Source organism: Blastomonas sp. (assembly GCF_030373265.1).
Classification (GTDB): Bacteria; Pseudomonadota; Alphaproteobacteria; order Sphingomonadales; family Sphingomonadaceae; genus Blastomonas.
The window spans coordinates 31788-50888 of the sequence record NZ_JAUCZC010000020.1; the positions used below are offsets into that span (position 1 = coordinate 31788).

Here is a 19101-nt window from a genome sequence, read left to right on the forward strand (position 1 = left end):
CGCGCCCGCTTACTCCCACTCGATCGTGCCTGGGGGCTTCGACGTGTAGTCGTAGACCACGCGGTTGATGCCCTTGACCTCGTTGATGATCCGGGTCGCGGTGCGCTGGAGGAAGCTCGAGTCGAACGGATAGATATCTGCGGTCATGCCATCGGTGCTGGTCACCGCGCGCAGTGCGCAGACATTGTCGTAGGTGCGGCCATCGCCCATCACGCCGACGGTCTTGACTGGCAGCAACACCGCGAACGCCTGCCAGATAGCGTCGTAAAGCCCGGCGTTGCGGATCTCGTCGAGATACACCGCATCGGCCTTGCGCAGCACGTCGCAGCGCTCGCGGGTCACCTCGCCAGGAATACGGATCGCAAGCCCGGGTCCGGGGAATGGATGGCGGCCGACAAACACGTCGGGCAGGCCAAGTTCGCGGCCCAGTGCGCGGACCTCGTCCTTGAACAGCTCGCGCAAGGGCTCGACCAGCTTCATGTTCATGCGTTCGGGCAGGCCGCCGACATTGTGGTGGCTCTTGATTGTTACCGAAGGCCCGCCGGTGAACGACACGCTTTCGATGACATCGGGATAAAGTGTCCCCTGCGCCAGAAACTCCGCGCCGCCGATCTTGCGGGCCTCGCTCTCGAACACATCGATAAAGGTCTTGCCGATGAACTTGCGCTTGAGCTCGGGATCGGTGACCCCGGCGAGCCCGCCCATGAACAGAGCTTCGGCCTGCACATGCACCAGCGGGATGTTGTAATGGCCCTTGAACAGGCTGACCACCTGATCGGCCTCGCCCAGCCGCATCAGGCCATGGTCGACGAACACGCAGGTCAGCTGGTCGCCGATCGCCTCGTGGATCAGCACCGCCGCGACCGCGCTGTCGACTCCGCCCGACAGCCCGCAGATCACGCGCGAGCTGCCCACCTGTTCGCGGATTTCGGCGATCTTGGCGGCCTTGAACTCCGCCATCGACCAATCCCCGCGGCAGCCACAGACATGCCGCACAAAGTTGGCGATCAATTTCCCGCCATCGGGGGTGTGCACCACCTCGGGGTGAAACTGCATCGCATAAAAACAGCGTTCGTCATCGGCGATCACCGCAAACGGCGCGCCGGGCGAGGATGCCACCGTACGGAAGCCGGGCGCCAGCTCGGTGACCTTGTCGCCATGGCTCATCCAGACCTGATGCGCTTCGCCTTCCTTCCACAGCCCGTCGAACAACCGGCAGCGATCGGTAATCTCGATAAAGGCTCGGCCAAATTCGCCGCCTTGTTCACCGCCGCCCTCGACCGTGCCGCCCAATTGCTGGGTCATCGTCTGCTGGCCATAGCAGATCCCCAGGATCGGCAGGCCTGACTGCAGGATGATATCGGGAACCCGCGGGCTGGCTTCGTCGAGCACCGAAGCCGGGCTGCCCGACAGGATGATCCCCTTGGGCTTCAACCGCTCGAACGCCGCCTCGGCGGTGGTGAACGGGGCGATCTCGCTATACACCCCCGCCTCACGCACCCGGCGTGCGATAAGCTGCGTCACCTGGCTGCCGAAATCGACAATCAGAACGGATTCGTCATGGGCTATGGTCATACCTCAGCCGATAGTTTGAGCAGCGCGGCAAGTCTAGCCTGCAGTCTCCACCAGCATCGCCCTCAGCTCTGTCTTCAGGATTTTACCGATGTGGCTGCGTGGGAGCTCGTTGATCGGGTGGAGCACGGACAACCGCTGGGTCTTGCCCAGCTCGGCGTTGACGGTAGCGAGGACCTCGTCGGCATCCAGCGCCGCGCCCGGTGCCGCGACGATAAAGCCGACCGGGGTTTCGCCCCAACGCTCGGACGGCATGCCGACCACCGCAGCATCGGCCACGGACGGGTGCTGCATCAGCGCCTCTTCGAGGTCCTTGGGGTATATGTTGAAGCCGCCCGAGATGATCATATCCTTGGCGCGGCCGACGATCTGGACGAAGCCGTCCTCGTCGACGATGCCGATATCTCCCATCTTGAACCAGAGATTGCCGTCCGCATCGCGCCATTCCATGTCGCGGGTCTTGTCGGGCTGGTTCTTGTAGCCGCTCATCATCGTCGGCGACCGGCCCACCATCTCGCCCTTCGATCCGGGGGGCAGCGCGTTGCCCTCCTCGTCGATGACCTTGAGGTCGTGCCCCTTCACTGGCTGGCCGACGGTGTGCAACTTGTCGGGGAAATTGTGCGCCTGGAGCATGCACACCACGCCGCCTTCGGTCATGCCGTAGATCTCGACCAGGCCTCCGGGAAAGCGTTCGAGCGCCTCGGCCTTGAGCTCGGCGCTGAACGGCGCGCTGGTGCAAAACTTGAGCTGCATCGACGACAGATCATGCGTATCGAAGGCCGGATCGCTCATCAGGCGCTGATACTGCACGGGCACCAGCATCGTGTGCGTCGCGCGCATCGCCTCTGCCGCCTTGAGCCAATGGCCAGCGTCGAACTTGCCCATCAAGCGCGCCATGCCGCCATGCACCATCGTCGGCAGGAACACCGCGAGCGTGGTGTTGGAGTAGAGCGGCGTCGAGAGAATCGAGCGCGCCTGTTCGCTGTAGATCGCCTGGAAGCCCGCCACCGACTGCCGCCAGCGCATGCCATGCGAATGCACGATGCCCTTGGGCGTCCCGGTGGTGCCGCTGGAATAGATGATGTTGAACGCATCGCCGGGGCGCGGCGGTGCGACATCGGGAGTCGCGCCCGCCGCAGCCATCCACTCGGTGTAAACTGGCGCACCGTCAGCAGCCTGATCGAGCATGACGTGGCGCACGTCCGCTAGCGTGGTATCGCTTGCCAGCAGCTCTGCGCGCTTGTCGCCATCGATGAACAGGTGGATAGCACCGGAATCGGCCAGCATGTTGGCGAGCTGGCGCGGCGTGGCACTTGTCGTTAACGGTGCCGCGCAGCCCCCTGCCCGGATCGCGGCCAGATAGGCCAGCGCATAGGGTATCCCGGTAGTCCCCAGGATCGCCACCGCCTGGCCGCGCTGAAGCCCGTCGGCGAGCAATTGGGCGGCCATCCGGTCGACCGTCGCGGACAGATCCCCCCAGCTGATCTGCGCCGAGCCGTCATCGAGCGCGGTGGCGTCCGGCTGTGCCGCACCCCATTCGGCGATGATGCCCGGCCAATTGCCGAAGTCCCGCTCAAGCTCTGCGCTGATATCCATGTGCATCCTCTCCCGCCGGCTTGTGTGCCGTTCGCTCGCCATGGGTTATGCCAGAGCGGTCAGGTGAGGAAAGAGGGTATTGTGGTCGGCGCTCCGCAACCGCTCAATTGGCGACGGATGCCACAAACGTGTTTTCCACCCAACCGCTCAGGCAGGGACCCGTATACGGCTGCTTGGTGCGAACCGGCCTGGTGACGCCGCAATCGACTGCGGGTGCTGCAGCCGCTGGCGCATCATCCACAGGTGGCGCTGCGGCACCCTGCGGTGCGGATGCACTTGCGGGGAACTGCCCGACAACGACGCCCAGCCACTGCTGGTCCAGGCTGCGGGTGCAGACGAAAACCTGCGTGTCGTCGGTCAGCGCGCCGATCTGCTTGGCACCGTCGAAGGGCGCGTCGCGTACAGGAAGCTCCGCTCCGCGCAGCCCGCCGACGCGTCCGCGACCCTGGCACGCAGCGAAACGCGCACCCCCCTCGCCGATGGTGACCGGACGTGCCGTCGGGCTTGCGTCAGAAGCACCCAGCCGCTCTCCGGCGGCCTGACCACCCGGCTCGCGCTGGCGAGTCGGCTCAGGATCGGCGCAACCAGCAACGATCAGCATTGCAAAAACGGGGAGAAAAATGGCTTTCATGCTGGCGGTTATAGGTGATCGGGACCATCATTCAAGCAAGCTGCGCCAGGCTCCCCGAAACCTGGTTTTCGTGGCCCGAGCGGCGCACGAAAATATGTGCAAAACCGGCCAGTTCTGCTTGGGTTTCGCCGCCCGCGCGGCTATGACACAAAGATGACAGACACTCCCAGCACTTCCACCGAGAACAACCAGAACCCGGCCAACACCAGCGCATATGGCGCAGATTCGATCAAGGTCCTCAAGGGCCTCGATGCTGTCCGCAAGCGGCCAGGGATGTACATCGGCGATACCGACGACGGATCGGGCCTGCACCATATGGTCTTCGAGGTGTCGGACAACGCCATCGACGAGGCGCTGGCCGGGCATTGCGACCGCGTGCTGATCACGCTCAACCCCGACAATTCGGTGACCGTCGAGGACAACGGTCGCGGCATCCCCACCGGCATCCACACCGAGGAGGGCATTTCGGCGGCCGAGGTCATCATGACCCAGCTGCACGCAGGCGGAAAGTTCGAGAACACCAGCGACGACAACGCCTACAAGGTCTCTGGCGGTCTACACGGCGTCGGCGTCAGCGTCGTCAACGCCCTGTCCGAATGGCTCGAGCTGCGCATCTGGCGTGATGGGCAGGAGCACTGGATGCGCTTCCGTCATGGCGATTCCGAAGCGCCGTTGAAGGTGCTCGGCCCCGCGCCCGAAGGCAAGAAGGGTACGCAGGTCCGGTTCCTGTTTTCGCAGGACACGTTCAAGAACGTCACCGAGTACGACTTCGAGAAGCTCGAGCATCGCTACCGCGAGCTCGCCTTCCTCAACTCGGGCGTCCGGGTCATCCTGCGCGATGAGCGCCATGCCGAAGCCAAGGAGCACGATCTGTATTACGAGGGCGGCATCGCGGCTTTCGTCAAGTTCCTCGACCGCAACAAGCAATCGCTGATGCCCGAGCCGATCTCGATCTCGGGTTCGCGCGACGATGTCACCATCGACGTCTCGCTCGAATGGAACGACAGCTATTATGAAAATGTCCTCTGCTTCACCAACAACATCCCGCAGCGCGATGGCGGCACGCACCTCGCCGCGTTCCGCGCCGCACTGACCCGCACGCTCAACAACTATGCGGAAAAATCGGGGCTGCTGAAAAAGGAAAAGGTCTCGCTCACCGGCGATGACATGCGCGAAGGCCTGACCGCAATCGTCTCGGTCAAGCTGCCCGATCCCAAGTTCAGCTCGCAGACCAAGGACAAATTGGTCAGCTCCGAAGTGCGTCAGCCGCTCGAAAGCCTGATGGCCGACAAGATGGCCGAGTGGCTCGAGGAAAACCCCGCGCACGCCAAGTCGATCGTCGCCAAGATCATCGATGCCGCCGCTGCCCGCGAGGCCGCCAAGAAGGCGCGCGAACTCACCCGGCGCAAGGGCGCGATGGACATCGCCTCGCTTCCTGGCAAGCTCGCCGACTGCCAGGAGCGCGATCCTGCCAAGTCAGAACTGTTCCTGGTCGAGGGTGACTCGGCAGGCGGATCGGCCAAGCAGGGCCGCGACCGGCACTATCAGGCGATCCTGCCGCTCAAGGGCAAGATCCTCAACGTCGAGCGCGCGCGCTTTGACCGGATCATTTCGTCCAAGGAAGTCGGCACGCTGATCCAGGCGATGGGCACCGGCATCCGCGACGATTTCAACATCGAGAAGCTGCGCTATCACAAGATCGTGATCATGACCGACGCTGACGTCGACGGCGCGCACATCCGCACGCTGCTGCTGACGTTCTTCCACCGCCAGATGCCCGAGATCATCCGCGGCGGATATCTCTACATCGCCCAGCCGCCGCTGTACAAAGTGGCCAAGGGCAAGAGCGAGGTCTATCTCAAGGACAACGACGCGCTCGATCAGTATCTGGTCGATGCCGGGCTGCAGGGCCGGATCCTCGAGACGATCGAGGGTGCGCGCGGCGGCGATGATCTTCGCGAACTGGTCGAACACGCTCGGCGCATGAAGAGCCTGATGACCTATATCCCGCGCCGCTACGATCCGCTGATCATCGAGGGTCTGGCGCTCGCCGGAGCCCTCTCGCCCGACATGCCGGACAGCGACCGGTTGGCTGCGGTCAACACCGCGACCGCCTGGATGGGCGCCGCCGATCCGGAAGCGCGCTGGAGCGGCGAGCTGTCGGTCGAGGGTGGCTATCATCTCGAACGTTGGTGGCGCGGGGTGACCGACCATCATGTCGTCGATCTGCCGTTCCTCAACAGCGCGGAAGCGCGCAAGCTGCACCGGGTCGCGGGCGAATTTGCCGCGATGTATCTGAATCCGAGCAGGCTGGTCAAAAGCGGGACAGCCGCGCCGATCGAGAGTGACTCCGACAGCGATAATGACGAGATGGAGGAAGCGGTCGCCGCTCCCACCGGCGTGACGATCAACCGGCCATCGGTTCTGCTCGAGACGATCCTCGCGGCCGGGCGCAAGGGACTGGCGATTGCCCGCTACAAGGGCCTGGGCGAGATGAACGCCGAGCAACTGTGGGAGACCACGCTCGATCCCAACCATCGCTCGCTGTTGCAAGTCAAGGTCGACGATGCGGACATCACCGACGAGGTGTTCACCCAGCTGATGGGCGACATCGTCGAGCCGCGCCGCGAGTTCATTCAGGAAAACGCGCTCAACGTCGCCAATCTCGACGTGTGATCCCGGGGGCGGCGTGAAGCCTATCCATCTGGCCTATATCGTCGCGCAACGGGTGCGGGTGTGGTGGCGCCGTACGTTCCAAATCCGGACCCGCGGCGTCAAGGCGGTGGTGCTGCGCGGGGATTCGGTGCTGCTGATCCGGCACAGCTATCAGTCGCCGGATACCTACATGCTGCCCGGCGGCGGTATCGACCGGCGTGAGCGCGCGATGGAGGCTGGGGCGCGCGAGGTACGCGAAGAAACGGGCTGCATCCTGACCGACATGCGTGAGCACGGCCAGTTTGTCGCTACCAGCGAAGGCTGGCCAGATCACATCACGGTAGTGGTCGGCCAGACCACCAGCGCGCCTGTCGCTGATGGCAAGGAACTGCTCGAGGCGCGCTTCTTCCCGCTGAATGCCCTCCCCGCAAATCTGTCCCCTGCCTCGCTGCGCGGGGTGAAAGAGGTGCGGGACGGACTGCCGCCGGCAGATGCCTGGTGATCAGCCGAAGGGCAGCTCTTGCTGACGCACATCGGCAAGCTCTTCATCATCCGAATGCGCCAGCCCCGACAGGGTCAAACCCAACAGCCTGATACCATTTTGCAGCGGAAGAATCTGATCGACCAGCGATTGGCCGATCTGCCCGAACATGGCACGATCCACGACCGCATGGCTGAGCGAGCGGGCGCGGGTGATGGTCTGAAAATCGGAATAGCGCGCCTTGAGCGTGATGGTGCGGCCTTGCGCCTCTGATCGCTCCACCCGTTCCCAGACGATATCGGCGATGGTTTCCAGCGCGCCGCGCAGTCCGTCCTCGGTCCAGATATCCTCGCCATAGGTCCGCTCTCCGCCGATCGACTTGCGGATGCGATCGGGGCGCACCGGGCGATGATCTATCCCGTGCGCCGCGCCGAACAGATAGCTGCCCCAGCTTCCGAAATGCGCCAGCAGCCAGGCTTCCGGCTTCGCGGCGAGATCCGCCCCGGTGGCGATACCCAGCGCGGCCATTTTTTCGGCGGTTCGTGGGCCGACGCCGTGAAACCGCTTGATCGGCAGCCCCGCAACGAAACCGGGCCCCTGCTCCGGACGGATGACGCACATCCCATCGGGCTTGTTCTGGTCGCTCGCCAGCTTGGCGATGAACTTGTTGTACGACACCCCGGCGCTGGCGGTCAGCCCGGTTTCGCGCGCGATGTCGGCGCGGATCATCTGCGCGATCTGCGTTGCCGACGCGATGGCCTGGTGGTTGGTGCTGACGTCGAGATAGGCCTCGTCGAGCGACAGGGGTTCGATCTGGTCGGTATGCCGCGCAAAGATTTCGCGGATCTGCCGCGAGACCTGCTGGTAGACATCGAACCGCGGCTTGACGAACACCAGGTCCGGGCATCGGCGCAACGCGGTGACCGATGGCATCGCCGAACGGACGCCGAATGTGCGGGCCTCATAGCTCGCCGCCGCCACCACGCCGCGTCGCGAGGACCCGCCAACCGCAACGGGTAGCCCTCGCAGCGCCGGGTTGTCGCGCTGTTCCACGCTGGCGAAGAAGGCATCCATATCGATATGGATGATCTTGCGCTGCGCAGGTTCGGCCGGATCGGTCATCCCGGATTGAAATAGAAGCGGCGTTGGCGGTTGGCAATCGGCTTACCAAGCCCCATTGAAGTCCGATGCAGAAACAACAGACTCGAGACGCGGCGCGTGGCCAGGCCCCTGCGCAGACGGGGGATTTCCCGCTGGGAACGCGCGAGCTCGTCGCGATGATGGCGGCACTGATGGCACTGAATGCGCTAGCGATCGATGCGATCCTGCCAGCCTTCCCGGCATTGGGCGAAGCGTTCGGCATCGTCGACCCCAATCGCCGCCAATATGTGATCAGCAGCTATCTGCTCGGCATGGGCATCGGATCGCTGTTCTATGGACCGATCGGCGACCGCGTTGGCCGCAAACCGGTGCTAATGCTGTCGACGGTGGTCTATGTGATCCTCGCGCTGGCCTGTGCGTTTGCCCCGGATTTCGAAACCTTTCTCGCGCTCAGGTTCGCGCAGGGCTTTGCTGCGGCCGCAATGGGCGTGCTGGTGGTGTCGGTGATCCGGGACATCTTTTCGGGCGACCGCATGGCGAGCTTCATGTCGATCATCTTCATCGTCTTCATGGCGGTTCCGGTGATCGCGCCGACGCTCGGCCAGCTCATTTTGTATTTCGCCGAGTGGCGCTTCATCTTCGTGCTGCTCGCGGTGATGGGGACGGCAGTGGGCGTTTGGGTATGGCTCCGCCTGCCCGAAACGCTGCGACCCGAGCACGTCATTCCGATCCGTTTCGATGTCATCGTCAGCACCTGGTCGAAGGTCATCTTCAACCGCACCGGTTTTGGCCATGTCACCGCCGGCGGGCTGGTGATGGGGGCGATGTTCGGGTTCCTCAACAGCTCGCAGCAGATATTCGCCGATGTATTCGATGCGCAGGACATCTTCCCTTACGCGTTTGCCGCGGTCGCAGGATCGATGGCCGTCTCGAACTGGTTCAACAGCCGCATCGTCGAGCGCTTCGGCGCGCGCCGTGTTTCGCAATGGGCATTGTTTGCCTTCCTCGGCCTGTCATTGCTCCAGATCGCCGCGGCTCTGCTGCCACACGAACCGATGTATGTGTTTCTGGTCCTTGTGGCGCTCAACATGGCGATGGTCGGCTTTATCGGCGCCAATTTCGGATCGATCGCGATGGAACCGTTCGGCGCGATGGCAGGCGCGGCGTCGTCGTTCCAGATGGCGCTGCGCACGGTACTGGGAGCCGGTATCGGCGCGCTGATCGGTCAGGCCTTCGACGGATCGACGTTGCCAATGGCGATGGGCTTCCTGCTGTGCGGGCTGGCCTCGCTGGCGGTCATCTTCTGGGCCGAAAGCGGCAAGCTGTTCCGCCGCCCCGGCACCTGCCCCAAATCGCCGATGTAACGGCTGTTTGCCGAAGCGCCAATGACGGCCAACAAAAAACCCCGGCTGGTGAGGCCGGGGTTTTTTTCTGGTCAACCGTGCGGGTTGAGGATGTCTTCGTCGGGAACCTCGATGATCCCCTTGCCCAGATGGCTCGATTTGTAGCCATACAGGAAATAGATCACCAGCCCGATGGCGGCCCAAGCCGGCAGCACGATCATCGCCTCGAACGGCAGATTGAGGAACAGGAAGATACAGCCCGCGATCGTCGCCGGCCCGACCAGCCACAAGGCAGGGGTACGGAACACGCGTTTGCGATCGGGATCGGTCTTGCGCAGCATCATCACCGCGATCGCCACCATCATGAACGCATAGAGCGTCCCGGCATTGGCGATATCGGCCAGCTGTCCCACGGGAAGGAACGCTGCGGCAAACGCAACGATCGCGCCGGTGATCGCGGTGACCACATAAGGCGTTTTCCACTTGGGGTGGATCTTCGACAGACCTTCAGGCAGCAGCCCGTCGCGCGCCATCACGAAGAAGATGCGGGTCTGACCGAACAGCAGGATCAGGATCACCGAGGGCAGCGCGATAAAGGCGGCGATACCCAGCATGTTGCCGACGCCACTGAAGCCGATCATGCGCAGCACGTGCGCGAGCGCCTCGTTTGAGCAGACCAGCATTTCGGCATATTCGGGCAGAGCACACTGGCGGGCAAGCTCTTCAGACCCTGCCGGGAAAGGCACGCCATTGGGCCCCATGATCGGCTGACCACCGATCGATCCGACGGCGCCTGCGGCCACGAGGATGTAGAAGATGGTGCAGATGCCCAAGCTGCCGATCAGGCCGATCGGAACGTTGCGCTGCGGGTTCTTGGTTTCTTCGGCCGCAGTGGAGACCGCGTCGAAGCCGACATAGGCAAAGAAGATCGTCGCAGCAGCACCCACGGCGCCGACGCCCGATCCAAATCCGCCGAAGATGCCGGCGGGCAGGAAGGGATTGAAGTTGTCCATTTCGGTCGCAGGCAGCGTCAGCACGATGAAGGCGGTCAACGCGGTGACCTTGATCAGCACCAGCACGGCGTTGACCTTGGCCGATTCATTGGTGCCGATCATCAGCAGCCACGTGACCAGCAGCGCGATCACCACGGCAGGCAGGTTGATCATCCCGCCGGGTGCACCGCCGAGAGCCACAGGCCCCGCGGTCAGATAGGGAGGCAGCACAATCCCGAAAAACTCGTTCAATATCGTGCCGGTAAAATAGCCGGACCAGCCCACCGAGACCGCGCTTGCGGCCACGGCGTATTCGAGGACCAGAGCCCAGCCCACGGTCCAGGCGAGCATTTCGCCCATCACCGAATAGGTATAGGTGTAGGCAGAGCCTGCCACGGGGATCATCGCGGCAATCTCGGCATAGCACAATGCCGCCACGATGCAGATCAGGCCGGCGATGGCAAAGGCCAGCATCAGGCCGGGTCCGGCCTTTTGCGCACCAGCCGACGTCAGCACGAAGATCCCGGTACCGATGACACAGCCGATCCCGAACAGGGTCAGCTGGAAGGCCCCTAGCGTCGGGTGCAATGATTTTTTCTTCGCGGTCGCCAAGATGGCGTCCAGCGGTTTGACACGGGCAAATTTCATGATGTTGTCGATTTCCCACCCTAGGCAGGTTCGAACCTGCCGGTTGCGTCCCGGGGTTTACCCCCTGTGCCAGAAGGATTAGCGGCTTTTCTCGCGGTGGCAACCGGCTTGTCATAAAGTTGCGCTGGAAGCGCTCGCTTTGCCTTCGGCTCAGGCGGTCATCAGCATGGGGCCAAGCTTGCGCCCGGCAAAAAGGTGGACATGCAGATGCGGCACTTCCTGATGCGCATCAAGCCCGACATTGGCGAGCAGGCGATAGCCCGGTTCGACCAACCCGAGCATCCGCGCGATCTCGCCAACGCCGCGCACGAACGCCGCAATCTGCTCGTCGGTCCCGCGGGCGGAAAAATCGTCCCAGCTGACGAACGCTGCCTTGGGGATCACAAGCACATGCGTCGGGGCCTGCGGGTTGATGTCGTGGAAGGCCAGGACATGGTCGTCCTCGTGCACCTTCTTGCAAGGGACCTCGCCACGCAAGATCTTGGCAAAGATGTTCTGGTCGTCATACGGAAGCGTGGGATCAATCGGCATGATGGTCACTCCTTGGGGCGGGACGCCTTCTCGGCGATTCCCGAAACGCCTTCGCGGGCATCGAGCTCGGCGAGGAGTTGATCCCACGAAAGGCCCATATCGGCAAACAGGACCAGCAGGTGGAACACCAGATCGGCGCTTTCGCTGATCACGCCGGGTCCATCATTCTTCATCGCGGCGATGACGGTTTCGACGCCTTCCTCGCCAATCTTCTGGGCGATGCGGGCACGACCCTTGCTGCTCAGCCTGGCGACATAGCTGCTGTCGGGCAAGGCGCTGCGCCGCTCGGCGATGACGGCCTCAAGCCGCTGGATAATGGGGTCTGCCATGCCAGCCCTCTGCGCGCCGCTTTGGCGAAGGTCAAGAGCGGCCAGCGCCTTGGATCACCGCTCGGGCGGGTCCTTGCGCTTCTTTCCCGCCGCCCACCGACCGATGACAACGCCGGCGACGCCCATCAGCAAAAGCCCCAGATTGCCGGGCTCCGCGATCTCAATCCACTCCCGGATGCCGCCTGCACGGCTGATGCCATCCAGGGTTACGCCCGCCAGCGGATTGGCCTGAGCGTGCTGCATGGCGGACAGAGCCACCCCGGTGATCACAGCGATGCTGCGCGCCGCAAGACGCTGGGTTATGCCGGGTTTCATGCCGAGACACTTCATATTGAAAGGTTAAGCAAGCTGCTGGCCAAAATGGCAATAGCGGCGAAATTGCTTGCACATAATAGTTAAAGCCCGACGCGCATTGCCATGCTTTGTCAAGCGGACCGACGTTTGCGTGATCCGATTTTACGCGGACTGCCCGCTCGGTCCGGCAGCCCGCGCGGGCAATCCGGCGGCGCGCAGTGCGCTGTGCGCGTCGGCAATGCTGGCTTCGCCGAAGTGGAAGATCGAGGCTGCCAGCACCGCGCTGGCATGGCCCTGGACGACCCCCTCCACCAGATGAGCGATATTCCCCACGCCGCCGCTGGCGACCACCGGGATGTCAACCTGGTCGGCGATCGTGCGGATCAGGTCGAGATCATAGCCGTCGCGGGTGCCATCGCGGTCCATCGATGTTACCAGCAGTTCCCCCGCCCCAAGCCGGGTCAGGTTGAGCGCGTGCTCGATCGCGTCGATGCCGGTCGCCTTGCGTCCGCCATGGGTGAAGATTTCCCAGCCTGCTCCGTCGGGACGACGACGGGCATCGATCGAGGCGACGACGCACTGACTGCCGAAGCGCTCCGCTATGTCCCCAACGAGCTCAGGTCGCGCGACTGCCGCGCTGTTGATCGCGACCTTGTCCGCGCCCGCCAGCAGCAACGCGCGGGCATCCTCGGGGCTGCGCACGCCGCCCCCGACGGTGACCGGCATGAAGCACACTTCCGCCGTCCGGCGCACGACGTCGATAATCGTTCCGCGCGCCTCGTGGCTGGCGGATATGTCCAGAAAGCACAGTTCGTCGGCACCGGCGGCGTCATAGGCACGTGCCTGCTCGACCGGATCGCCCGCATCCTTCAAGTCCACGAAGTTCACGCCCTTGACCACCCGGCCATTGGCAACGTCGAGGCAGGGGATGACGCGGACCCGGACGTTCATCCGCGCGCGGCCATGGCAATCGCGGTGGCAAGGTCGAGCCGCCCGTCATACAGCGCGCGACCGGTGATCACGCCCTCGATGCCGTCTGTGGCGTGCAGGCTGAGCATATGGATATCGTCGATGCCCTTGACACCGCCGCTGGCGATCACCGGAATGTCGGTGGTGCGCGCAAGTGCCACCGTCGCCTCGATGTTGCAGCCCTTGAGCATGCCGTCGCGGCCGACATCGGTGAACAGCAGGCTGGTGACGCCCGCATCCTCGAAGCGGCGCGCCATATCGGCGACGGGAACATCGGAGACATCGGCCCAGCCATGCGTCGCGACCATGCCGTCGCGCGCATCGACCGCAACGACAATGCCGCCTTCATAGGCGCGCGCCATGTCGCGGACAAATTCAGGATCGGTCAGCGCAGCGGTGCCGATGACGACGCGCGCGACGCCAAGGCCGAACCAGCCCTCGACCGCAGCTCGCGTTCGGATGCCGCCGCCAAGCTGGAGATAACCAGGAAAGCTTGCGATGATCGATTCGACCGCACTGCGGTTGACCGCCTCGCCCGCAAACGCGCCGTCGAGATCGACCACGTGCAGATGCTGCGCGCCGGCTTGCGAGAACAGCATCGCCTGGGCGGCTGGATCGTCGCCATAGACGGTGGCGCGGTCCATATCGCCCTCGGCCAGGCGGACGACCTGTCCGCCCTTGAGGTCGATGGCCGGAAAAACGATGATGCTCATGGCCAGCTCCAGTCGAGAAAGCGCCGGAGCAGGCCAAGCCCGTAGGCCTGGCTCTTTTCCGGGTGAAATTGCACGCCGATGATATTGTCCCGAGCTACGGCGGCAGTAACCGGCCCGCCATGATCGGTGCGTGCAGCGACATCGGCGTCATCGGCAGCGACGAAATGATAGCTGTGCAGAAAGTACGCTTCGCCATGCTCGATCAGCGGCGCGCCCAGCGATGGGACGACGTCGTTCCACCCCATATGCGGCACCTTGATCGAAGACGCGGCCTCGATCATGCCGACTTCGCCCGGTATCCAGCCAAGGCCCTGGTGCACGCCATGCTCTACGCCGCGGGTTGCAAGCAGCTGCATGCCGACGCAGATGCCGAGGAACGGCACCTTGTCGCCGCGCACCCGCTGTTCCAGCGCGTCGATCATGCCCGGGATCGCGGCAAGACCGCCCATGCACGCGGCGAACGCGCCCACACCTGGGAGAACGATCCGCTCGGCACGACGGACGATAGCAGGGTCGGCGGTCACGATGGTGTCGGGCGCGCCTGCCGCCTTCAGCGCATTGTGGACACTGTGCAGATTCCCGGCGCCGTAGTCGATCAGCGCGACGCGCTCAGCCACCCAGCACACCCTTGGTAGAAGGAATGGCTCCCTGCTTGCGCGGGTCGATCTCGACCGCAGAGCGCATTGCGCGGGCAAAGCCCTTGTAGATGCTTTCGCATATATGGTGGTTGTTTGCGCCGTAGAGCAGTTCGATGTGCAAGGTCAGCCCCGCGGTCTGGGCAATAGAGTGGAACCAGTGTTCGAACAGCTCGGTATCCATCTCGCCCAGCCGCGGCTGCGTAAATGCGGCCTTCCAGACAAAGAACGGACGTCCCGAGATATCGACCGCAACGCGGCTCAAGGTCTCGTCCATCGGGGAATAGGCATGGCCGTAGCGCACGATTCCGCCCTTGTCGCCCAGCGCCTGGACAATCGCCTGGCCGATGGCCAGCGCGCAATCCTCGGTGGTGTGGTGCTGGTCGACATGCAGGTCGCCCTTGATCCGGCAGGTCAGGTCGATCAGCGAATGGCGCGAGAACTGCTCGACCATGTGATCGAGAAACCCGATACCGGTGGACACGTCGAACTGTCCCGTCCCGTCGAGGTTGACCTCGACGAATATGTCGGTTTCATGGGTCTTGCGTTCTATCCGGGCGGTGCGCATGCTGCGCCCTATAATCACCTTGCGGGCACGCGCAACATCTTTGCCGCCCGAAGAGGTTGATTGGCCTTTCGTGCCAATAGCGCCTTGACCCTGCGCGGCAGGCAGTCCAACAAAAAGGCTATGAGTGACGATGCAGCCGACAGCCTGATTCCCTATGACGAGATCGTGCAGGAGGCTCTGCGCGCGGTTGTCGGCCGGGTGCTGGGCGAGGTCGAAGCCAACGGCCTTCCTGGCAACCACCATTTCTACATCACCTTCAAGACCAAGTCGCCCGGTGTCGATATCCCGCGGCATCTAGTCGAGCGCTTCCCCGACGAGATGACCATCGTGCTCCAGCAGAAGTTCTGGGACCTCAAGGTCGAGAAGACCGGCTTTGCGGTTGGGCTCAGCTTCAACCGCGTGCCTGCGCACCTGTTCATCCCGTTCAGTGCAATCACCGCGTTTGTCGATCCCGCTGTTGATTTCGGGCTCCAGTTCCAGGTGACGGGCGATACACCCCCGCCTGAGCCGCACGAGGCAGCGGAAAACGACCATCCCGGCGGCGACGGCGATGGTTCCAACGTCGTCAGCGTGGATTTCGGCAAGCGCAAATAGCGGCATGGCCGCCTCAACGGACGGACCAGCACCCATGACCAGCGATACCACCCGGATGGAGAGCGATTCGCTTGGCTCCATAGCGGTTCCTGCCGATTGCTATTGGGGCGCGCAGACCCAGCGCAGCATCGTGAACTTCCCGTTTGCCCCGCACGAGCGGATGCCGATCGCCATCGTGCATGGCCTCGCCATCGTCAAACAAGCCGCAGCGAGGGTCAATCGTCGCCACGGTCTCCCCGGGGAGGTCGCAGACGCCATAGATGCAGCGGCGCAGGAGGTCATTTCCGGAGCGCACGACGATCAGTTTCCGCTTACCATCTGGCAGACCGGCAGCGGCACCCAGACCAACATGAACGTCAACGAGGTGATTGCGGGCCGCGCCAACGAACTGCTGACCGGCAAACGCGGCGACAAGTCGCCTGTCCATCCCAACGATCATGTCAATCAGGGGCAGTCGTCGAACGACGCCTTCCCCACCGCGTTGCACGTCGCCGTCAGCCTTGAAGCCAAAACCCGGTTGCTGCCCGCGCTCTCACGGCTCACCGGTGCGCTCGGGGCGAAGGCTGCCGACTGGATGGATATCGTCAAGATCGGACGCACCCATTTGCAGGACGCAACGCCGCTGACGCTGGGCCAGGAGTTTTCCGGCTATGCCAACCAGCTCTATCGCTGCGGGCGCCGGATAGAGCCCGGGATCGTTGCAGGAACCTATCGCCTTGCCATCGGCGGAACCGCCGTGGGCACCGGGCTCAACGCGCCCAAGGGCTTTGCGGCCGACATGTGCGACGCCATCGCCGGAATTACCGGTCAACCGTTTCATCCTGCGGAAAACAGCTTCGAAGCGCTCGCATCGAATGATCCGCTCGTGCATCTTTCCGGCACCTTAAGCACGCTGGCCGTGGCGCTGACCAAGATCGCCAACGACATCCGGCTGCTGGGCTCGGGACCCCGCTCGGGGCTGGGCGAGCTGGAGCTTCCCGCCAACGAGCCGGGCAGTTCGATCATGCCCGGAAAGGTCAATCCAACCCAGTGCGAGATGCTGACGATGGTGGCGGCGCAGGTGATCGGCAATCATCAGGCGGTGACCGTCGGCGGGATGCAGGGGCATCTTGAACTCAACGTCTTCAAACCGCTGATCGGAGCCAATGTCCTGCGCAGCATCGACCTTCTGGCGATCGGGATGGACAGTTTCACAACGCGCTGCGTCGCGGGGCTCGCCGCCAACGAGGGCCGGATCGCCGAACTGGTCGAGCGATCCCTCATGCTGGTTACCGCGCTTGCGCCGGTGATCGGCTATGACAATGCCGCGAAGATCGCCAAGCACGCGCACGAGAACGGCATGACGCTCAAGGAATCAGGCCTGGCACTCGGCCTGGTCGACGAGGCGACGTTCGATGAGCATGTCCGCGCGGGCGACATGACAGGCCGATAGAATAGCGGTGGAACGCTTGGTGGGAGCGGCGCGTTGAGATCGAAAGCCAGATAAGCTATGGAATCCGACATGACCAGCCCCGCAAACGACACGCCTGCCCCCGCCCCCGCGCCACAAACCGCCGCGCCCGTCAGCACCCCGCCTGTACCCACAGGCAGTGCGGACGCGGCCCCTGCATCCGACAAGCCCAAGCACTGGTCGCGAGGAGCGATCAACGGCGCCGGAAAGCTGATCTCCACCGCCGCCAATGACGAAATGGTCCGCAACATGATCGGCTCGCACGCGCGCAGCAATCTGGCTGCGGGATTGTTTGGTGGAACGATCATGGGCGCGATCGCGGCGCGGGTTGCTACCCGGTCCGTGCCTGGTGCCCTGCTGGTGGGTGGGGTTTTGCTGGCCAAGGCGATCTACGATCATCGCAAGACCCAGAGCGAGACCTCTCCCCCTCCCAAGCCCTGATCGCCTTGCTCTGGCGTCGGCATTCGCACAAACCGGTTGACGTATAGCCGCTGCTTTGGCCTAGAGCGGCGATGGTCATTTCCGCTTCCAAGAATGCTCTGGCCCGGCGCGGCTTGCTCTTCATCCTGTCATCGCCGTCGGGCGCGGGCAAATCGACCATCGCGCGGATGATGCTCGAAGCGGATCGGCGGCTGTGCATGTCGGTGTCGGTGACCACCCGCCCGCCGCGCCCGGGCGAGATCGACGGCACGCATTATCACTTCATCGACGAGGCGACGTTCCATCAATTGGTGGAAGACAATGCGCTACTCGAATGGGCCAAGGTGTTCGGTCATTATTACGGCACCCCTAAGGCGGCGGTGAAGCAGGGTCTGCGCGACGGCCAGGATTTTCTGTTCGACATCGACTGGCAGGGCACGCAGCAGCTTTACCAGCGCGCCGAGGGCGATGTCGTGCGCGTGTTCATCCTGCCCCCCTCGCTCGAGGAACTGCACCGGCGTCTGCGTGGGCGCAACACCGATAGCGAAGAGGTGATCGCCAGCCGCATGGCGCGCGCGCAGGACGAGATCAGCCACTGGGACGGCTATGATTTCGTTGTCATCAACGACGATGTCGATAGTTGCTTCACCAAGGTCTGCCAGATTTTGCAGTCCGAGCGGATGCGGCGTGCGCGCCAGACCGGGCTGATCGACTATGTCCGCGATCTGATGAACCCGACCGACCGCCCCTGACGTCTCGCCGTCGCTATTTCTGCCGGATGCTGTCGAGCAGCTTCTGCCCCGCCTTGAGCGGGTTCTTGCGGAATGTCGCTTCTTCGCGGCCGATATAGGTGAATATCCCCGACATCGCCTGATCGGTCACGCTATCGATCAACCCGTCGCGGTTGATCCCGACCCCGGCAAGCGAGCCCAGCATGCCGCCGGCGCCACTGCCCCCCGCCCCGAGCGAATCAAGCTGTTTCAACGCACCGGTCCTGCCGAGCGCATCGCTGACCAGCGGCCGCATCTTCTGCCGCAGCACCTCGCCTGACGTGCGTCGCAGATATTGTGTCCCGCCGGTTTCGCCGCTGGTGACAATGCCCACGCCATCGGTCAGCGTCATCGAATCAATCGCGGACCGAAACACCGGCTTGGCCTCCTGGGCTGCGAGCCCTGCTGCATCGTTGATCGATTTGGTCAGGTTGTTGGTGAGTCCGGCTTGGTCGGTCAGCTTCATCAGCTTGCTCGCCTTTTGCAGCGGCCCCGGAAGCAGGATGCGGACCGCCTCGTCGGCGTAGAACGCGCCCGGGCGAGAAAGCTGATCGAGCGCGCTGTCGGACGCATTGCCCAGCAGGCCCTTCATCGAACCGCCGGCCGATTTGGACGCCTTGGCCTTCTGGGCAAAAGCCGCCGTCGGAACGGCCAAGGCCGCCATCGTCGCGGTCGATGCCGCCAGCGCAAGCGCCATAGAGGATATCCGGAACGCCATCTTGCTCTCTCCTGTCGCTGTTTTCGGCAGGATGCAGCAAGCCGAACCGCAGCGCCAGTGCAGGCGCTGCGATTTTACGTCCGGTCACATC

The 19101-nt window shown here is 63.7% G+C and carries 20 protein-coding genes; 7 read left to right on the top strand and 13 right to left on the bottom strand.

What is annotated here, in order from left to right:
• Window positions 1-9: 9 nt before the first annotated feature.
• The 3 genes from guaA to QUV11_RS12520 all read right to left on the bottom strand — a co-directional run bounded on the left by guaA (window position 10) and on the right by QUV11_RS12520 (window position 3799).
• Window positions 10-1575 carry a glutamine-hydrolyzing GMP synthase gene (gene guaA, locus QUV11_RS12510; protein WP_300883188.1) on the bottom strand — a complete coding sequence of 522 codons (1566 nt, stop codon included), beginning with the start codon at window positions 1573-1575 and terminating at the stop codon, window positions 10-12.
• A gap of 33 nt (window positions 1576-1608) precedes the next feature.
• Entirely contained in the window at window positions 1609-3168 is a 1560-nt protein-coding gene (locus QUV11_RS12515) for a class I adenylate-forming enzyme family protein (protein WP_300883190.1), read from the bottom strand.
• Between the two features lie 103 nt (window positions 3169-3271).
• Window positions 3272-3799, bottom strand: coding sequence for a hypothetical protein (locus QUV11_RS12520; protein ID WP_300883192.1), 528 nt, complete (start codon window positions 3797-3799; stop codon window positions 3272-3274).
• Window positions 3800-3952: 153 nt separating this feature from the next.
• Between QUV11_RS12520 and gyrB the strand changes: the two genes are divergently transcribed.
• Complete coding sequence (gyrB, locus tag QUV11_RS12525) at window positions 3953-6475, top strand: DNA topoisomerase (ATP-hydrolyzing) subunit B (protein ID WP_300883194.1); 2523 nt, start codon at window positions 3953-3955, stop codon at window positions 6473-6475.
• 13 nt (window positions 6476-6488) lie between these two features.
• Entirely contained in the window at window positions 6489-6956 is a 468-nt protein-coding gene (locus QUV11_RS12530; protein ID WP_300883196.1) for an NUDIX domain-containing protein, read from the top strand.
• On the opposite strand, the gene dinB is transcribed toward QUV11_RS12530, so the two are convergent.
• On the bottom strand, window positions 6957-8057 hold the full coding sequence (dinB, locus tag QUV11_RS12535; protein WP_300883198.1) for a DNA polymerase IV: 1101 nt from the start codon (window positions 8055-8057) through the stop codon (window positions 6957-6959). It lies immediately after the preceding gene.
• Window positions 8058-8122: 65 nt separating this feature from the next.
• Here dinB and QUV11_RS12540 point away from each other — a divergent pair, with 65 nt between their 5' ends.
• A complete protein-coding gene (locus tag QUV11_RS12540; protein ID WP_300883200.1) occupies window positions 8123-9400 on the top strand; it encodes a multidrug effflux MFS transporter in 1278 nt (425 codons plus the stop codon).
• Window positions 9401-9471: 71 nt separating this feature from the next.
• On the opposite strand, the gene QUV11_RS12545 is transcribed toward QUV11_RS12540, so the two are convergent.
• The 8 genes from QUV11_RS12545 to hisB all read right to left on the bottom strand — a co-directional run bounded on the left by QUV11_RS12545 (window position 9472) and on the right by hisB (window position 15058).
• Window positions 9472-11019 carry an amino acid permease gene (locus QUV11_RS12545; protein ID WP_300883202.1) on the bottom strand — a complete coding sequence of 516 codons (1548 nt, stop codon included), beginning with the start codon at window positions 11017-11019 and terminating at the stop codon, window positions 9472-9474.
• A 150-nt stretch (window positions 11020-11169) separates the two neighbouring features.
• Window positions 11170-11550, bottom strand: coding sequence for a histidine triad nucleotide-binding protein (locus tag QUV11_RS12550; RefSeq protein ID WP_300883204.1), 381 nt, complete (start codon window positions 11548-11550; stop codon window positions 11170-11172).
• A 5-nt stretch (window positions 11551-11555) separates the two neighbouring features.
• Window positions 11556-11879, bottom strand: coding sequence for a phosphoribosyl-ATP diphosphatase (locus QUV11_RS12555; protein WP_300883206.1), 324 nt, complete (start codon window positions 11877-11879; stop codon window positions 11556-11558).
• A gap of 54 nt (window positions 11880-11933) precedes the next feature.
• Complete coding sequence (locus tag QUV11_RS12560; RefSeq protein ID WP_300883208.1) at window positions 11934-12194, bottom strand: hypothetical protein; 261 nt, start codon at window positions 12192-12194, stop codon at window positions 11934-11936.
• A 141-nt stretch (window positions 12195-12335) separates the two neighbouring features.
• A complete protein-coding gene (gene hisF, locus QUV11_RS12565) occupies window positions 12336-13124 on the bottom strand; it encodes an imidazole glycerol phosphate synthase subunit HisF (protein ID WP_300883210.1) in 789 nt (262 codons plus the stop codon).
• Entirely contained in the window at window positions 13121-13849 is a 729-nt protein-coding gene (hisA, locus tag QUV11_RS12570; RefSeq protein WP_300883272.1) for a 1-(5-phosphoribosyl)-5-[(5-phosphoribosylamino)methylideneamino]imidazole-4-carboxamide isomerase, read from the bottom strand. Before hisA ends, hisF begins: the two co-directional genes overlap by 4 nt.
• 2 nt (window positions 13850-13851) lie before the next feature.
• Entirely contained in the window at window positions 13852-14472 is a 621-nt protein-coding gene (gene hisH / locus QUV11_RS12575; RefSeq protein ID WP_300883212.1) for an imidazole glycerol phosphate synthase subunit HisH, read from the bottom strand.
• Complete coding sequence (hisB, locus tag QUV11_RS12580; protein ID WP_300883214.1) at window positions 14465-15058, bottom strand: imidazoleglycerol-phosphate dehydratase HisB; 594 nt, start codon at window positions 15056-15058, stop codon at window positions 14465-14467. The genes hisH and hisB overlap by 8 nt, the downstream gene beginning before the upstream one ends.
• A 120-nt stretch (window positions 15059-15178) precedes the next feature.
• On the opposite strand from hisB, the gene QUV11_RS12585 reads away from it, so the two are divergent.
• The 4 genes from QUV11_RS12585 (at window position 15179) to gmk (ending at window position 18274) form a co-directional block, all read left to right on the top strand.
• Entirely contained in the window at window positions 15179-15652 is a 474-nt protein-coding gene (locus QUV11_RS12585; RefSeq protein ID WP_300883216.1) for an SspB family protein, read from the top strand.
• Between the two features lie 34 nt (window positions 15653-15686).
• Window positions 15687-17084, top strand: a complete 1398-nt coding sequence (fumC, locus tag QUV11_RS12590; RefSeq protein WP_300883218.1) for a class II fumarate hydratase — start codon at window positions 15687-15689, stop codon at window positions 17082-17084.
• 69 nt (window positions 17085-17153) lie between these two features.
• Window positions 17154-17543, top strand: a complete 390-nt coding sequence (locus QUV11_RS12595; protein WP_300883220.1) for a hypothetical protein — start codon at window positions 17154-17156, stop codon at window positions 17541-17543.
• A gap of 71 nt (window positions 17544-17614) precedes the next feature.
• Window positions 17615-18274: a guanylate kinase gene (gene gmk, locus QUV11_RS12600; protein WP_300883222.1), complete on the top strand. Its 660-nt coding sequence runs from the start codon at window positions 17615-17617 to the stop codon at window positions 18272-18274.
• A 13-nt stretch (window positions 18275-18287) separates the two neighbouring features.
• Here the strand turns inward: gmk and QUV11_RS12605 are convergent, their stop codons facing one another.
• Entirely contained in the window at window positions 18288-19010 is a 723-nt protein-coding gene (locus QUV11_RS12605; RefSeq protein WP_300883225.1) for a DUF4197 domain-containing protein, read from the bottom strand.
• Window positions 19011-19101 lie beyond the last annotated feature (91 nt).

Coding starts and splice junctions, on each gene's coding strand:
- QUV11_RS12545 (WP_300883202.1), bottom strand. CDS start 11,019: ATGAAATTTGCCCGTGTCAAACCGCTGGACGCCATCTTGGCGACCGCG.
- QUV11_RS12515 (WP_300883190.1), bottom strand. CDS start 3,168: ATGGATATCAGCGCAGAGCTTGAGCGGGACTTCGGCAATTGGCCGGGC.
- QUV11_RS12585 (WP_300883216.1), top strand. CDS start 15,179: ATGAGTGACGATGCAGCCGACAGCCTGATTCCCTATGACGAGATCGTG.
- gyrB (WP_300883194.1), top strand. CDS start 3,953: ATGACAGACACTCCCAGCACTTCCACCGAGAACAACCAGAACCCGGCC.
- hisB (WP_300883214.1), bottom strand. CDS start 15,058: ATGCGCACCGCCCGGATAGAACGCAAGACCCATGAAACCGACATATTC.
- gmk (WP_300883222.1), top strand. CDS start 17,615: ATGGTCATTTCCGCTTCCAAGAATGCTCTGGCCCGGCGCGGCTTGCTC.
- QUV11_RS12540 (WP_300883200.1), top strand. CDS start 8,123: ATGCAGAAACAACAGACTCGAGACGCGGCGCGTGGCCAGGCCCCTGCG.
- QUV11_RS12520 (WP_300883192.1), bottom strand. CDS start 3,799: ATGAAAGCCATTTTTCTCCCCGTTTTTGCAATGCTGATCGTTGCTGGT.
- dinB (WP_300883198.1), bottom strand. CDS start 8,057: ATGACCGATCCGGCCGAACCTGCGCAGCGCAAGATCATCCATATCGAT.
- QUV11_RS12595 (WP_300883220.1), top strand. CDS start 17,154: ATGACCAGCCCCGCAAACGACACGCCTGCCCCCGCCCCCGCGCCACAA.
- QUV11_RS12560 (WP_300883208.1), bottom strand. CDS start 12,194: ATGAAACCCGGCATAACCCAGCGTCTTGCGGCGCGCAGCATCGCTGTG.
- guaA (WP_300883188.1), bottom strand. CDS start 1,575: ATGACCATAGCCCATGACGAATCCGTTCTGATTGTCGATTTCGGCAGC.
- QUV11_RS12550 (WP_300883204.1), bottom strand. CDS start 11,550: ATGCCGATTGATCCCACGCTTCCGTATGACGACCAGAACATCTTTGCC.
- hisF (WP_300883210.1), bottom strand. CDS start 13,124: ATGAACGTCCGGGTCCGCGTCATCCCCTGCCTCGACGTTGCCAATGGC.
- fumC (WP_300883218.1), top strand. CDS start 15,687: ATGACCAGCGATACCACCCGGATGGAGAGCGATTCGCTTGGCTCCATA.
- QUV11_RS12605 (WP_300883225.1), bottom strand. CDS start 19,010: ATGGCGTTCCGGATATCCTCTATGGCGCTTGCGCTGGCGGCATCGACC.
- QUV11_RS12555 (WP_300883206.1), bottom strand. CDS start 11,879: ATGGCAGACCCCATTATCCAGCGGCTTGAGGCCGTCATCGCCGAGCGG.